This is a genomic window from Streptomyces sp. NPDC046349 (assembly GCF_055587885.1).
Genome location: NZ_JBVJFK010000010.1, coordinates 17,580 through 31,653, shown reverse-complemented (window position 1 = coordinate 31,653; position 14,074 = coordinate 17,580). Strand labels below are relative to the sequence as shown.

Below are 14,074 nucleotides of genomic sequence, written 5' to 3'. Positions count from 1 at the left end.
ACGTCGGTGTCCTGCGCGCACGTCTGTTCGCGTTTGCGCCGATGAAACCCACGAGTCGGCGCAGGCTCCGGTCCTCCCACGACACGAAATGGCATGAACCAGGACAGGCCGGCATGAAACGGCATGCCGCAGCAGGCGCGGACGTCGGTGCGGACGCATGAAACGGGGCTGGTGAAGCATGCGCGGACCATGGATTGCGTCATATACGACCAGACCTCAGGCCTGTCGGAGCATGTCGAGTGCGAGCTGCCGGAAGACACATGCCAGGCCGCTCTCAAGCGGTTGCGGACCTTGGGCGACGGCGAGTTCGCCTGGGTGCGCGTGGCAGACCCGTCGGAAGCCGAGCTGGTCCGGCTGGCCGAGGAGCTGGACCTGCACCCGCTGGCCGTCGAGGACGCGCTCCATGGGCGGCAGCGACCGAAGAGCGAGCGGTTCGGCGACGTCCTGGCCGTGGCGCTCAAGACCCTCCGCTACGTGGAGGACGGCACCGCCGTGGAGACCGGCGACGTCATGGTCTTCGCGGGTCCCCGCAGCATCCTCACGGTGCGCCACGGGCCGATCGATCCCTGCACCGAGGCGGCCCGGCGGCTGCACGGCGACCCGAACATGCTGCGCCTCGGCCCGTGGGCCGTCCTGCACGCCGTCCTGGACGCCGCCGTCGATGCGTACAGCGACGCCGCGCGCAGGGTACGCGCCACCCTCAACCGACTGGAGGACGAAGTCTTCTCGACCTCCCGCGTGGACCACACCGAGGGCATCTATTCCCTCAAGCGCGAAGTCCGCGAGTTCCGCGACGCCGTACAGCCGCTCGTCCCGGTGGCCCAAGGCCTCCTGAGCGGCCCGGCCAAGGAGTACACCGACCCGGAGATCGCCCCGTACCTCCGGGATGTCGCCGACCACCTGCACCGCACGGACCTGGAGGTGCGGACCCTGGACGAACTGCTCGACTCGGTCCTCGGCGCACAGCAGGCCCGCGTGGGCACCTGGCAGAACGACGACATGCGACGCATTTCCGCGTGGGCGGCGATCTTCGCGGTCCCCACGATGGTCGCCGGCGTGTACGGGATGAACTTCGAGCACATGCCGGAACTCGGCTGGACCTACGGCTACCCGCTCGCCATCGCTCTCATGGCGCTCGCTGCAGGGGGCCTCTACCGTGCCTTCCGGCGCAACGGCTGGCTGTAGGACCAGGTTGAGGTCGCCCCGGGAGCCCAGGGCCGGCGAATGGCGGGCCGGAGCGGGGACAGAAGCGGTGCGTGCTGACGATACTTCCCCTGCTGCTCCCAGGCGCCGCCGCGGGCGCCGCGGTCGCTGCCGCCCTCACCGAATCGCCCTGGTGGTGGGCCGCCGCCGCGCCCCTGCTGCTGCTCCTGCTCACGGCGCTCCACGACGTCCTGCAGCGCCGCCACTCCATCCTGCGCAACTATCCGCTCCTCGGGCACATGCGCTTCGCGCTGGAGGCGCTGCGTCCCGAGATCCAGCAGTACTTCATCGAACGGAACTTCGACGGCCGCCCCTTCGACCGCGAGACCCGCAGCCTCGTCTACGAGCGGGCCAAGGGAACCGACGCCGAGGAACCGTTCGGCAGCGAACGCGACCTGTACGCGGCCGGCAGCGAATACCTCGCCCCCTCGATGGCACCGCGCCCCCTGTCCACCGGGACACCGCGGGTCCGCGTGGGCGGCCCCGACTGCACCCAGCCGTACGACATGGCCCTGCTCAACGTCTCCGCGATGAGCTTCGGCTCCCTGTCGGCCAACGCGATCCTGGCGCTCAACACCGGCGCGCAGCTGGGGGGCTTCGCCCACGACACCGGCGAGGGCGGCCTGTCGGACCACCACCTGCGGCCCGGCGGGGACCTCGTCTGGGAGATCGGTACCGGCTACTTCGGCTGCCGGACCGACGACGGCGGCTTCGACGAGCGTCAGTTCGCCCGCAAGGCCGCTCACCCGCACGTCAAAGCGGTCTCGTTGAAGATCAGCCAGGGAGCCAAGCCCGGGGTGGGCGGCGTCCTGCCCGGTGCCAAGGTCAACGCGGAGATCGCCAGGGTACGAGGGGTGCCGCAGGGGCGCACGGTCGTCTCCCCGCCCTATCACCGCGTGTACTCCACGCCGCGCGAGCTGGTCCGCTTCCTGGCCCGGATGCGGCAACTGGCCGACGGCAAACCGGTCGGCTTCAAGCTGTGCGTCGGCTCACGCCGTGAGTTCCTCGCCGTGTGCCGGGCCGCCCTGGAGGAGAATACGGCCCCGGACTTCATCGTCGTCGACGGAGCCGAAGGCGGCACGGGCGCGGCACCCCTGGAGTTCGCCGACATCGTCGGACTGCCGCTCGGCGAGGGGTTGATGACCGTCCACAACGCGCTGGTCGGCACGGGCCTGCGCGACCGCATTCGCGTGGGGGCCGCCGGCAAGGTCGCCACCGGCGGCGACATCGTCAAGCGACTGCTCCAGGGAGCCGACTACACCAACGCCGCCCGCGCCATGATGTTCGCCGTCGGCTGCATACAGGCGCAGCGCTGTCACACCAACACCTGCCCGGTGGGCGTCGCCACCCAGAGCGGGCGGCGCGCCCGCGCCCTCGACGTCGGCGACAAGGCGCAACGGGTCCGCCGGTACCAGGAAGCCACCGTCAGGAGTGCCCGCGAAATCATGGCCGCGATGGGCGTCGAGGACGCCCACGGCCTGCGCCCGCACATGCTGCTCCAGCGCGTCGACCCGCACACCGTCCGCTCCTACGCCGAACTCCACGAGTGGCTCGCACCGGGACAGCTCCTGGCATCCCCGCCCCGATCGTGGGCAACCGACTGGTCGGCGGCCGATCCCGACCGCTTCACCCGCTGAACCCGCACCGGAGGTCCACATGGCACGCACCGTCGCCCGGGTCATCATCGACGCACTCCAGGAACTGGGCGTCGGGCACGTCTTCGGCGTCGTCGGGGACGCACTGAACCCGCTGACCGAGGCCATCCGCACCACCGACGGCCTCGAGTGGATCGGGTGCCGGCACGAGGAGGCCGCGGCCTTCGCGGCGGGCGCCCGGGCCCAGCTCTCCGGAACCCTCGGGGTGTGCATGGGCACGGTCGGACCGGGCTCCGTGCACCTGCTGAACGGTCTGTACGACGCCGCCAAAAGCCGCGCGCCCGTCCTCGCGGTCTGCGGCCAGGTTCCCCTCGCCGAGATCGGCAGCGACTACTTCCAGGAGGTCGACAACGACCTGCTCTTCCGTGACGTGGCCGTCCACCGGGCCACCGTCACCTCCCCGGACCAGATGCCGCGCGCGCTCGAAACCGCCGTCCGGGCCGCCGTCACCCGCGGAGGCGTCGCCGTCCTGACCGTTCCCGGCGACCTCGGCGACCAGGAGGTGCCCGAGGACCGGCCCGTACGCTTCGCCCTGGACCGCGCCGTGACCCGCCCCGACGACCCCTCCCTGGCGCGCGCCGCCGACCTGCTCAACGCCGCCTCCCGGGTCACCCTGCTGGTCGGCCGGGGAGCACGCGGCGCCCGTGCCGACGTCCTGCGGGCCGCCGAAGCACTGGCCGCTCCCATGGTCCTGACGCTGAAGGCCAAAGAGGGCTTCGAAGGGGACAACCCCTTCCAGGCCGGACAGACGGGCCTCATCGGCAATCCCGCGGCCGCCCACGCCTTCGACACGGCCGACGCCCTCCTGATGCTGGGCACGGACTTCCCCTACCGCGACTGGTATCCGCAGGACGCCAAGGTCGTCCAGGTGGACACCCGCGAGGAGCACCTGGGACGCCGCACGCCCGTGGACGTGGGCCTGGCCGGTGACGTCGGCGCCACGCTGCGGGCACTCCTCCCGCTCCTCGAGACCGGCCGGGACCGTACGCACCTGGACGACGCCGTCGAACGGTTCGCCGCCTGGCGGGAGCGACAGCTGCGGCTGGCCGACCCGGTCCGGGAGCACCGGCCCGCCAGGAGGCTGCGCGCAGCCCTGGACAACCGCGACCACGACATCCGCCCCGAGGCGCTGGCCGCCGCGGTGGACGCTCACGCCGACGACGACGCCGTCTTCACCTCCGACACCGGAATGGCCACCGTGTGGCTCTCCCGCTTCGTCACCATGCACGCGGACCGGCGCCTGCTCGGCTCCTACAACCTCGGCTCGATGGCCAACGCCATGCCCCAGGCCCTCGGCGCCCAGCTCTGGGCACCCGAGCGCCAGGTCGTCGCCTTCTGCGGGGACGGCGGACTGAGCATGCTGCTCGGCGACCTCATGACCATCAAGACCTACCGGCTCCCCGTGAAGCTCGTGGTCTTCGACAACCGCCGCCTCGGCATGATCAAGCTGGAGCAGGAGCAGGTGGGGCTGCCCGAATTCGGCACCGAACTCGACAACCCCGACTTCGCGGCCGTCGCGACCGCCCTGGGCGTCACCGGCATCCGCCTCACCGACCCGGCAGAGCTCGACGAGACCGTCCGCCGCGCCCTGGCCACCCCCGGACCGGTCCTCCTGGACGTGCTGACCAACCCCGAAGAGATCGCCGTCCCCGCCAAGCCCACCCTGGCCCAGGGCTGGGGCTTCGCCGTCGCCAAGGCCAAGGAAATCCTGCCCGGCCGGTAGCGGCCCGCAGCACCACCGGCGCCCGGTCCGGGCGCCGGTCCAGGGCCCCCGCTACGCCGTGTCAGACGGGCGACGAGCGGGGGCCTCGGGCAGGATGACGGGGGACAGGGCCGGCCGACCAGGTCGGCGTCCGGTGGTGCCGCCGAGGATCGGAGCGATGCGCTGGAGGACGCGACCGGGGCCGGACCCGTACGCGTGCCGGCCCGCGCACACCTGGCCCCGGCCCATCAGATGCCGTCCCTCATCGATGAGGCCGTACGGCGTCCGGGCGCCGTCGGTGCGCGCCGCTACGTGGCCGATCTGCAGCAGGTCCGGCTCGTGGCGCTGCACAGCCCCGACATCGCCCGCGATCCGGAACCTCTCGCGCACCGGAGGAGCAGGCGCCGCGACGACGCCATGCTCAGGCTCGCGCAATGGCATCCCATACCCGGCTGACGGCCGTGCGCCCGTCCCGCAGGCCCCACCTTTGGCAGCACAGAACGCAGCAAGCTCGGCCATTTCGGTTTATCCCGGTCCAGAGGGGCAGGCGCAGCGGAGGGGAACCACCGCCCCCACCCCCTGCCCCCTGCCCCCTCCAGGGAGAGAACATGGCCACGGAAAAGTCCGACAGCACCGCCGGGTCCCCGCAGCCCGTGGAGCCGCTACCGCCCGCTCCGGACCAGCAAGGACCCGAGACGGTGAGCCCCACCGGTCAGCCGACCGGAGCCGCCCCGGCCCGCTTCTCGCAGAGCGGGGCGTACCTGACCACCGCCCAGGGCGCACGGCTCTACGACACCGACCACTCCCTCAAGGCGGGGGAGCGGGGGCCGGTCCTCATCCAGGACCACCACCTGCGCGAGAAGATCACCCACTTCGACCACGAGCGTATCCCCGAGCGGGTCGTGCACGCCCGTGGCGCGGCCGCGCACGGCGTCTTCCAGGGGTACGGCACGGCCGGAGAGGTGTCCAAGGCCGCCTTCCTCGGCAAGGACGTGGAGACCCCCGTCTTCGTACGGTTCTCGACCGTCCTGGGCTCGCGCGGTTCGGCGGACACGGTGCGGGACACCCGCGGGTTCGCGACGAAGTTCTACACCGAGGAGGGCACGTTCGACCTCGTCGGCAACAACATCCCGGTGTTCTTCATCCAGGACGCGCTCAAGTTCCCCGACATCATCCACGCCGGCAAGCCGCACCCCGACCGGGAGATCCCCCAGGCCCAGTCCGCACACGACACGTTCTGGGACTTCGTCTCCCTGCACACCGAAGCCACCCACCACACCCTCTGGAACATGTCCGACCGGGGCATCCCGCGCTCCTACCGCATGATGGAGGGCTTCGGAGTCCACACCTTCCGCCTGGTCAACGCGGCCGGCGACAGCGCGCTCGTGAAGTTCCATTGGAAGCCCAGGCTGGGCGTGCACTCCCTGGCCTGGGAAGAAGCCCAGCTCATAGCCGGGGTGGACCCCGACTTCCACCGCCGCGACCTGCACGACGCCATCGAGGCCGGCGCCCACCCGCAATGGGAGCTGGGCATCCAGGTCTTCCCGGACACCCCGGAGCAGGCCTTCGAGGGCATCGACCTCCTCGACCCGACCAAGATCGTCCCGGAGGAGCTGTCACCGGTCCAGCCCATCGGTCTGATGACGCTGACCGCCAACACCACGAACTACTTCGCCGAGACCGAACAGGTCGCCTTCCATCCCGGCCACCTCGTACCCGGCATCGACGTCACCGACGACCCCCTGCTCGCCGGACGCCTTTTCTCGTACCTCGACACGCAGATCAGTCGGCTGGGAGGCCCCAACTTCGGCCAGATTCCGGTCAACCGGACGCACGCCCCCGTCAACGACATGCTCCGGGACGGCATGCACCAGACCGCGGTGCACACGGGTGTCGCGCCGTACCGTCCCAACAGCCTCGACGGCGGCTGCCCCTTCCTCGCCGGAACGGACACCGCGGCCTTCGTCGAAACACCCGTAGCCCTCCCCGAGACGCGCAAGGTCCGTGCGGCACCGGCCTCGTTCTCCGACCACTTCAGCCAACCGCGCCTGTTCTGGCTCAGCATGACCCCGCCCGAGCGTGAACACGTCATCGCCGCCTACACCTTCGAGCTGAACAAGTGCCAGGCGCAGACCGTGAAGGAACGCACCTTGGAGGTGCTGGCGAACATCGACCCGGACCTGTGCGCCGCGGTCGCCGAGGGACTCGGGCTGCCGGCCCCTGCCGCCGGCGTGCCGCTCGCCGCGGCCGACCCCAGCCCCGCCCTCTCGCAGCTGGGCGGGACCTGGCCGACGGACGGCCGCGTGATCGGCATCGTCGCGGACACGGCGGCCGACCTCGACGGCGTACGCAGGGTCCGGCAGGCGATCCAGGACACCGGCATGACCCCCCTCGTCATCGCACCGACCGGCGGCGCCCTCGACGGCGACGGCGACCCGCTGCCCGTCCAACGCACCTACGCCACGGCCCGCTCCGTCGAATTCGACGCCCTGCTGTTCTCCGGCGCACCCGGAGCCGCGGCCGACGCCCTGGGGGCCCGGGACGCCAAGGCGGGAACGCCGGCGCCGCAGGATCCCGACCCCCGGGTGCTGCTCCTGCTGACGGAGGCCTACCGGCACGGCAAGCCCCTCGGCGGCTGGAACGGCGCCGACCGGCTGCTCGCCGCCGCCGCCGTCGACAGTTCCGCCCCCGGAGTCGCCCTCGCGGACGACGCCACCGGTGCCCTGGACGCCGTCGTCGCCACGCTCGCCCGGCACCGCGCATGGGACCGCTTCCCGCCCGCGGCCTGAGCCACCTCAGGACAGCGACGTGCACCGCTCGGGAGACCAGGGCGGGCGGCGGCCGGGTGGGCGGCGGCCGCCCCGATGTGACCGGCGGCTGCCCCGGCCGGCCCCGGCGCAACGCCCTGCGAAACGGGGGCGAGGTCCGTTTCTCCCGCGGACGCGGGGGCAGACGCCGCTGACAGCCGGAGCACCTTCCGAAAGGCGGGAAACACCATGACAGACCTGTACCTGTCCTCCTTCCACCCATCCGAACAGCTCTCCGCCGGCGCGGCCGGCACCGGACTCCTGGCCGTCGGCGTCGTGGTCGCCCTGCTCCTCATCGCGGCCGTCTGGTGGGGCATCCGGCGCCGCGCCGCGGAGCCGCCCCCGGGCGCGCCTTCCCGGCGTACGGCCCGGCGGGCCCACCACGTCGAAGAACCCCGCGAGGCCGACCCCCAGGCGTTCCCCGAGGACGGCGGCAGGCTGTCACCGCACGAGATGAAGGGCTACGGGAACCTCGGCTCCCGTCGTGAGGGCGGCGACGGCCCCCAAGAGGGGAACCGGTGATGACGGGTGCCGGCCGGAAGGACCGCCGCAGGGACCGCCGGGACCAGAAGGAGACGACGGGCCGGCACCTGGAGCAGGCCATACTGAATCTGCTCGAGCACCGCGGCCCGACCGCGACGATCTGCCCCTCCGACGCCGCGCGAGCGGTGTACGAGGGGGGCGACGACGGCTGGCGCGACCTCATGGAGCCCACCCGGCGGGCCGCCCGCCGACTGGTCACGGCCGGCGAGGTCGAGATCACCCAGGGCGGCCGCACGGTCGATCCGGCCGCAGCGCGCGGTCCCATCCGCATACGGCGCGCCCGCCGGCGGACGAAGCGCGCCGACGGCGCGTCGGCGTAGGCGGGCCCCATGCGTCACCACGATCTCGTCGTCATCGGCGCCGGATCCGGAAACGCCGTCGTCGACGACTCGTTCGCGGACCTGGACGTGGCCGTCGTCGAGGAGCGCTGGTTCGGCGGGACCTGCCTCAACGCCGGATGCATCCCGAGCAAGATGCTCGCCTACACCGCCGAGGTGGCCCGTACGGTCCGAGAAGCCGGAACCTACGACGTGGACGCCGAAGCGGGTGGGGTGCGCTGGCGCGCCGCGCGCGACCGGGTCTTCCGGCGGCTGGACGCCGAACGCGAGAAGGGCCGTCTGGGCCGCGAGGGCCAGGACTTCATCACCGTGTACGAGGGCCGGGCCCGGTTCACGGGACCGAGGACCCTCCGGATCGAACGTTCCGACGGCGGCACCCTCGACGTCGGCGCCGACCAGGTCGTCATCGCCGCCGGCGGCCGACCGCTGGTCCCCCCGGCCGTGGCCGACTCGGGCCTGCCGTACGAAACCTCCGCCACCGTCATGCGCATCGACGACCCGCCACGGCGCCTGGCGGTCCTCGGCGGCGGCTACATCGCTGCGGAACTCGCCGAGGTGTTCGCCGAGACGGGCAGCGCCGTCACCATCGTGGAGAAGGAGCAGAGCCTGCTGGGCCCGCAGGACGAGACGGTCGCCCAGCGGTTCACCGAGCTGGTCCGGCCCCGCTACGACCTCCGGCTCGGCCGGGAGCTCACGAGGGTCGGCGGCAGCCCGGGCGCGCTGAGGCTGACCCTCGACGACGGATCGACGGCCGAGGCCGACACGCTGCTCGTCGCGGTGGGCCGGATCCCCAACAGCGACCGCCTGGATCTCGCAGCGGCCGGCGTCGCCACCCATGACGACGGCCGCGTGATCGTCGACCAGCACCAGCGCACGAGCGCGGAAGGCGTCTTCGCCCTCGGGGACATCTGCACGCCGGTGCCCCTCAAGCACGTCGCCAACCGTGAGGCGGAGGTCGTCGCACACAACCTCCGCCACCCGGACGACCTGATCACCTGCGGCCACGAGCAGGTGCCCGCGGCCGTCTTCACCCAGCCGCAGATCGCGTCGGTCGGTCTCACCGAGCGCCAGTGCCGCGACCGGGGCCTGGACTACGCGGCGGGAACCGCCGGTTACGCCGACACCGCCTACGGCTGGGCCATGGAGGACACCACCGGCTTCTGCAAGGTGCTCGCCGAACCCGGCTCCGGCCGCCTCCTGGGCGCCCACCTCATGGGTGCCCAGGCCGCCACTCTCATCCAGCCCCTCGTCGTGGCCCTGACCCTCGGCATCGACGCCGCCACCCTCGCCGGTTCCCCGTACTGGATCCACCCCGCGCTGACCGAGGTCGTGGAGAACGCTCTCCGCGACCTCGACCGGTGAGCGTTTCGGGGGCCCCGCAGCGGTAAGGCGCACGACATGGTGCAAATCGGATACACGATGATGACCGAGCAGGCCGGGCCCAGGGAACTCGTCGGGCACGTGATGGGGGCGGAGCGGGCCGGATTCGACTTCTCCGTCATCTCCGACCACTTCTTCCCCTGGCTGGACGCCCAGGGACACGCCCCGTACGCCTGGAGCGTCCTGGGCGCCGCCGCGCAGGCCACCTCCCGGATACCGCTCATGACGTACGTGACCTGCCCGACGTTCCGCTACCACCCCGCGGTGATCGCCCAGAAGGCGGCCACGATGCAGCTCCTGTCCGAGGGACGCTTCCGGCTCGGCCTGGGCTCGGGCGAGAACCTCAACGAGCACATCGTGGGAACCGGCTGGCCCGCCGCCCACGTGCGCCTCGAGATGCTCGAAGAAGCCGTGGAGATCATCCGCTCTCTGTTCGCCGGAGGCTACGTCACCCACCACGGCACCCACTTCGACGTCGAGAACGCCAAACTGTGGGACCTCCCGGACGACCCGCCTCCGATGGGCATCGCCGTCTCCGGAGAACGGTCCTGCGAGATCGCGGGCACGTCCTGCGACCTGCTGATCGCCACCGAACCCAAGCAGGAGCTGCTGACCGCGTTCGACGCGCACGGCGGCACGGGCAAACCGCGCGTCGGTCAGCTCCCGGTCTCCTACGACCCCGACCGCGATGCCGCAGTGGAACGGGCCCATGCGCAGTTCCGCTGGGCGCTCGGCGGCTGGAAGGTCAACGCGGAACTCCCCGGCCCCGCCGGATTCACCCAAGCCTCACAGCACACCAGGCCCGAGGACGTCGCCGACGCCATCCCCTGCGGCGACGACGTGAACGCCTTCGTCGACGCCGTACGCCCCTACGTCGACGCCGGATTCGACGAAGTCGCCCTCGTCCAGATCGGAGGGGACCAGCAGGAATCCTTCCTCGCCTGGTCCGAGGCCACGTTGCTGCCGGCTCTGGCCCGACTGTGACAACGGCACCGTGAGCAGCGGCCGGGCCGAGCACCGGCGGGCCCCTGGGGCGGCCTGACGCGCCGTGCGGCACGGCGAGGCCGGGGCGCCGCCGACGGGCACGGCAGGGTGGGGAGGGGCGAGCGGGGCGGGCCGTGTGGCTCAGCAAGACGGCTCGTTCGGTGAGAGTACCGCGGGCGGGGCGGGGCAGGCGCGCGAAGGCAGGGCACCGATGGAGTGCCCCACCCCAGGGCCGTGAAGCGGCGGTGACCGCGCCGGGTGCGGGCTCCCACACACACCAGGAGGTTGGACATGTCGCAGGTCAAGGAAACCATCGAGGTCAATGTCCCGGTCCGCACCGCGTACGACCAGTGGACGCAGTTCGAGTCGTTCCCCCAGTTCATGGACGGTGTGCAGCGGATCGAGCAGCGTACGGACACGATGACGCACTGGGTGACGAAGATCGCCGGTGTGGAGCGGGAGTTCGACGCGGAGATCACCGAGCAGATCCCGGACACCAAGGTCGCCTGGGTCACGGTCGGTGGAGAGGGCGAGCAGTCCGGCCTCGTGACCTTCGAGCCGATCGATCCGTCCCATACCCAGATCACCCTGATGATGGACTTCGACCCCGAGGGGATGGCGGAGAACATCGGGGACAAGCTCGGCTTCGTCGACCGGCAGGTCAAGGGTGACCTGAAGCGTTTCAAGCACTTCATCGAGGACCGCGGTACCGCCTCCGGAGCCTGGCGCGGCCAGGTCTGACACCCCGCGCCCACGACGAGGTCCGGCCCCGGCCACCGCCGGTGCGCCGGACCTCGGACGTGGTGCGATCGGGCCGCCCGAAGGGAGCCGGTGCCCCCGGCACGGCCGGCCGCGGACGATCAGGTCGAGGGGGGCGGCGGTCGCACCTCTGCACCGCGCCCCCGCGGCCTCCCGCGCCGACGGTCCCGATCGGCGGCGCCGGCTCCGGAGGACCGGGTGGCCCGGGCGCAGGGCCGGCGACGCGGCCGCCGCGTGGTCGGCTGCGCCGTGATGGTGCGGTCAAGCACCGTCCCTCCAGGCGCTGCGGAGCACGGTGACCCCCGCCGGCCCGCCCACGCGGCTGCGGGGGCCTGCTCGGCGTACGCGCAGCGGCATGCCTGCGGTGACCGCGATGACGGTCGACAATGTCCGGTACCGATGGAGAAGGGCGGTCCCTTGCAGTGGCAACCCATGGCGCCCGGCGAATCCGACGCGCCGAGCCCGCCGAGGCCGGCGGGCTCGAAAGGCTCCAGGAACGCTCGTCGACCCATTGGGGCTACCCGCCGGGCTACTTCGACTGGGCTGGTGGGGCACGGGCGATTCCGGAGGCCTACGTCCGGAGCAACCCGGTGTTCGTCCTGGAGGAGCACGGCAGAATCACTGGTTTCTACAGTTTCACCGAGGAGGGCGGCGGTCTCCTCCTGGACAGGCTCTTCGTCGACGCCGGCGAGATCGGCAAGGGTTACGGCAGACTTCTCTGGGAGCACGCGGTCCGGACCGCGCGCGGGCTCGGGCGATCGGAGTTCATCATCGCCTCGGATCCGAACGCGGCTCCGTTCTACGCAGCGATGGGCGCGGTGCAGTACGCGACGAAGCCGACCGCCGAGCCGTCATGGACGCTGCACATGTTCCGCTTCAGCCTTTGAAACCAGGCGGAGCGTCTCCCACCATCCGAGTGCCTCCCGGGGCCGCCGGCCCCGGCCCCGGCGGCGGCCGGCGCGACCGCCGGGCGGTGCGCCCCTGCCGCGAGTCCGGCGGAGGGAGGCCTCCGCCGGTTGTGACCGTTCCTCAGGGGCACGCCGGCGCAGGAGATCGACAGTGCCGCGCTGAAGCTGTGTCACCACGTGTCGGCGGGCGCCGCGTTGTGGCGCCGCAGCCCGGGATTCTCAGGTCCATGGGAGCGTGCGCCACGGGCTGGCCGGGTCCGTGGTCAGGGCACGGTGGGTCGCGAGGGCCGTCTCGTACCACTCGCCGAACTCCTCCTCGTCGAAGTGGAGGCAGCGGCCCAGGATGTAGGCGGCCGAGAAGTCCTCCCACGAGCGGTAGTTGAGCTGGACGAGACGGCCGGCGCTGACCACGGCAGACTCCGCCTCCTGCAGGGAGCACAGGCGGGCGGCGAGTCCCCAGCGGGCCATGCCGGAGGCCCGGCCGTAGTCCCAGGCTTCGACGCTCCGGACGAAGCCCCCCTCGGGCAGCAGGCCGTCGGCGCGGAACCGCGCCTCGTAGCGGGCGATGCGGCCGATCAGCCGCTGAACGCCGGTCACCTGACCCTCCAGTTCCGCGGCGGAGACCGAGCGGCCCGGGGTGACGCCGTCCGTGGTCAGACGGGGTGCGGCGGCGGCCTCGGATCGCCGGCGCAGCGCGTTCCCCGCGGCCTGGCGCCAGTGGTCGACGTCGACGGGGCCCGCGAAGTCCAGGGCCATGGAGCGGCGAAGTTGCAGGGCGAACTCCCATACCCCGCTGACCATTCCGGCGCGCAGCAGCTGTTCCTGCGTGTCCTGCCAGTCCCCGCGGGTGGTGACGCCCCACCAGCGTTCCAGCGTCCGCTTCTCGCCGCGGTAGCCGCAGCCGTGGTAGGCCATCGAGTTCCAGTAGCGCCCGTTGCGCACGTTGATGTGCGCGCCGACCGCCAGACCGAAGGCGACGGGGCCGGTGCGGGGGCCGCCCACCTCCAGGGTGTGGACGACGTCCTGGGCCAGCCCCGGCCGTTCGACCGGCGCGGAGTGACGCTGCCACAGGGCGCGGCCCTCCGGCCCGGCCGGCAGAACGCCCTCGCAGGGACTGCCGGGGTTGACGACGAGGTAGGGCGGGTCGTTCTCGTTCCAGACTTCGGCAAACCAGCCCAGGTCGTAGCAGTTGTAGACCGGGTCGGCGACGGGCGGTGGCAGCATGCCGCCGGTGTAGACGGCCAGGCACGCGGTCCGGGTCTGCGGGTTCCAGTAGGGGTGGAAGCGGGTGTTGCCCGCGTTCGCGTCGACGTACGCCCGCGACTGCATCATGTACAGGTCGGCCCGGGCGACGAGATCGTAGTAGGCGGGCCAGTCGCCGCGCGCCTTCGCCTCGTACAGCCCCCGCTCGACCGCGCTGGGTGCCTGCCAGCCCCGTGCCGATGCCGTCGGACCGGGCAGGGCTCCTCCCTCGTGACCTGTTGTCAAACTCATGGGTGAACCCTAAAGGCTGATCCGGTGCGGGCGGCCGGTGCGGGCGGCCGGTGCGGGCGGCCGGTGCGAGGTGGCGCGGCTCCGGACCCCACGGGCGACGGTCCGCACGATTCGTGGCCGACCGGCCCGGCGGACGCCCAGCCGGTGTCGGCACGTCCGCCGAAACACCGTGGTGAGAGGCCTTCGGCGGGCGGGCGCCCCGGGCCCTGCCCTCCTCCGCCGGGTCCGGTGCGGACCGGAGGGGTCGCTGCATCTGCCGAAGGCGGTCGACGAAGCCGGCCGTTGTCAGTGGCGGGGGCGA

12 protein-coding genes are annotated in these 14,074 nt (G+C 72.2%); 11 read left to right on the top strand and 1 reads right to left on the bottom strand.

Going from position 1 to position 14,074, the window contains the following annotated elements; genetic code table 11:
- Positions 1-189: 189 nt before the first annotated feature.
- From ACZ6JS_RS23490 to ACZ6JS_RS23440, 11 genes are all read left to right on the top strand, one after another.
- Complete coding sequence (locus ACZ6JS_RS23490) at positions 190-1,185, top strand: magnesium and cobalt transport protein CorA (protein ID WP_469300607.1); 996 nt, start codon at positions 190-192, stop codon at positions 1,183-1,185.
- 71 nt (positions 1,186-1,256) lie between these two features.
- Positions 1,257-2,840, top strand: coding sequence for an FMN-binding glutamate synthase family protein (locus tag ACZ6JS_RS23485; protein ID WP_469300606.1), 1,584 nt, complete (start codon positions 1,257-1,259; stop codon positions 2,838-2,840).
- Positions 2,841-2,859: 19 nt separating this feature from the next.
- On the top strand, positions 2,860-4,581 hold the full coding sequence (locus tag ACZ6JS_RS23480) for a thiamine pyrophosphate-dependent enzyme (protein WP_469300604.1): 1,722 nt from the start codon (positions 2,860-2,862) through the stop codon (positions 4,579-4,581).
- 195 nt (positions 4,582-4,776) lie between these two features.
- Entirely contained in the window at positions 4,777-5,016 is a 240-nt protein-coding gene (locus ACZ6JS_RS23475) for a hypothetical protein (RefSeq protein ID WP_469300602.1), read from the top strand.
- Between the two features lie 152 nt (positions 5,017-5,168).
- Positions 5,169-7,349: a catalase gene (locus ACZ6JS_RS23470; RefSeq protein WP_469300600.1), complete on the top strand. Its 2,181-nt coding sequence runs from the start codon at positions 5,169-5,171 to the stop codon at positions 7,347-7,349.
- A 207-nt stretch (positions 7,350-7,556) separates the two neighbouring features.
- Positions 7,557-7,889 carry a DUF6479 family protein gene (locus ACZ6JS_RS23465; RefSeq protein ID WP_469300599.1) on the top strand — a complete coding sequence of 111 codons (333 nt, stop codon included), beginning with the start codon at positions 7,557-7,559 and terminating at the stop codon, positions 7,887-7,889.
- Entirely contained in the window at positions 7,889-8,230 is a 342-nt protein-coding gene (locus ACZ6JS_RS23460; protein ID WP_469300597.1) for a DUF3253 domain-containing protein, read from the top strand. Before ACZ6JS_RS23465 ends, ACZ6JS_RS23460 begins: the two co-directional genes overlap by 1 nt.
- 9 nt (positions 8,231-8,239) lie before the next feature.
- A complete protein-coding gene (locus tag ACZ6JS_RS23455) occupies positions 8,240-9,610 on the top strand; it encodes a mycothione reductase (RefSeq protein ID WP_469300596.1) in 1,371 nt (456 codons plus the stop codon).
- Positions 9,611-9,646: 36 nt separating this feature from the next.
- Positions 9,647-10,612: an LLM class F420-dependent oxidoreductase gene (locus ACZ6JS_RS23450; RefSeq protein ID WP_469300594.1), complete on the top strand. Its 966-nt coding sequence runs from the start codon at positions 9,647-9,649 to the stop codon at positions 10,610-10,612.
- Between the two features lie 291 nt (positions 10,613-10,903).
- Positions 10,904-11,353, top strand: coding sequence for an SRPBCC family protein (locus ACZ6JS_RS23445; RefSeq protein WP_469300592.1), 450 nt, complete (start codon positions 10,904-10,906; stop codon positions 11,351-11,353).
- Between the two features lie 440 nt (positions 11,354-11,793).
- A complete protein-coding gene (locus ACZ6JS_RS23440) occupies positions 11,794-12,258 on the top strand; it encodes a GNAT family N-acetyltransferase (protein WP_469300591.1) in 465 nt (154 codons plus the stop codon).
- 240 nt (positions 12,259-12,498) lie between these two features.
- On the opposite strand, the gene ACZ6JS_RS23435 is transcribed toward ACZ6JS_RS23440, so the two are convergent.
- A complete protein-coding gene (locus ACZ6JS_RS23435) occupies positions 12,499-13,773 on the bottom strand; it encodes a DUF1266 domain-containing protein (RefSeq protein ID WP_469300589.1) in 1,275 nt (424 codons plus the stop codon).
- Between the last annotated feature and the right edge of the window lie 301 nt (positions 13,774-14,074).

Excerpts from the sequence above, each read along its gene's own strand:
- ACZ6JS_RS23435 (WP_469300589.1), bottom strand. The coding sequence starts at position 13,773 with ATGAGTTTGACAACAGGTCACGAGGGAGGAGCCCTGCCCGGTCCGACG.
- ACZ6JS_RS23465 (WP_469300599.1), top strand. The coding sequence starts at position 7,557 with ATGACAGACCTGTACCTGTCCTCCTTCCACCCATCCGAACAGCTCTCC.
- ACZ6JS_RS23455 (WP_469300596.1), top strand. The coding sequence starts at position 8,240 with ATGCGTCACCACGATCTCGTCGTCATCGGCGCCGGATCCGGAAACGCC.
- ACZ6JS_RS23450 (WP_469300594.1), top strand. The coding sequence starts at position 9,647 with ATGGTGCAAATCGGATACACGATGATGACCGAGCAGGCCGGGCCCAGG.
- ACZ6JS_RS23445 (WP_469300592.1), top strand. The coding sequence starts at position 10,904 with ATGTCGCAGGTCAAGGAAACCATCGAGGTCAATGTCCCGGTCCGCACC.
- ACZ6JS_RS23460 (WP_469300597.1), top strand. The coding sequence starts at position 7,889 with ATGACGGGTGCCGGCCGGAAGGACCGCCGCAGGGACCGCCGGGACCAG.
- ACZ6JS_RS23470 (WP_469300600.1), top strand. The coding sequence starts at position 5,169 with ATGGCCACGGAAAAGTCCGACAGCACCGCCGGGTCCCCGCAGCCCGTG.
- ACZ6JS_RS23480 (WP_469300604.1), top strand. The coding sequence starts at position 2,860 with ATGGCACGCACCGTCGCCCGGGTCATCATCGACGCACTCCAGGAACTG.
- ACZ6JS_RS23490 (WP_469300607.1), top strand. The coding sequence starts at position 190 with ATGGATTGCGTCATATACGACCAGACCTCAGGCCTGTCGGAGCATGTC.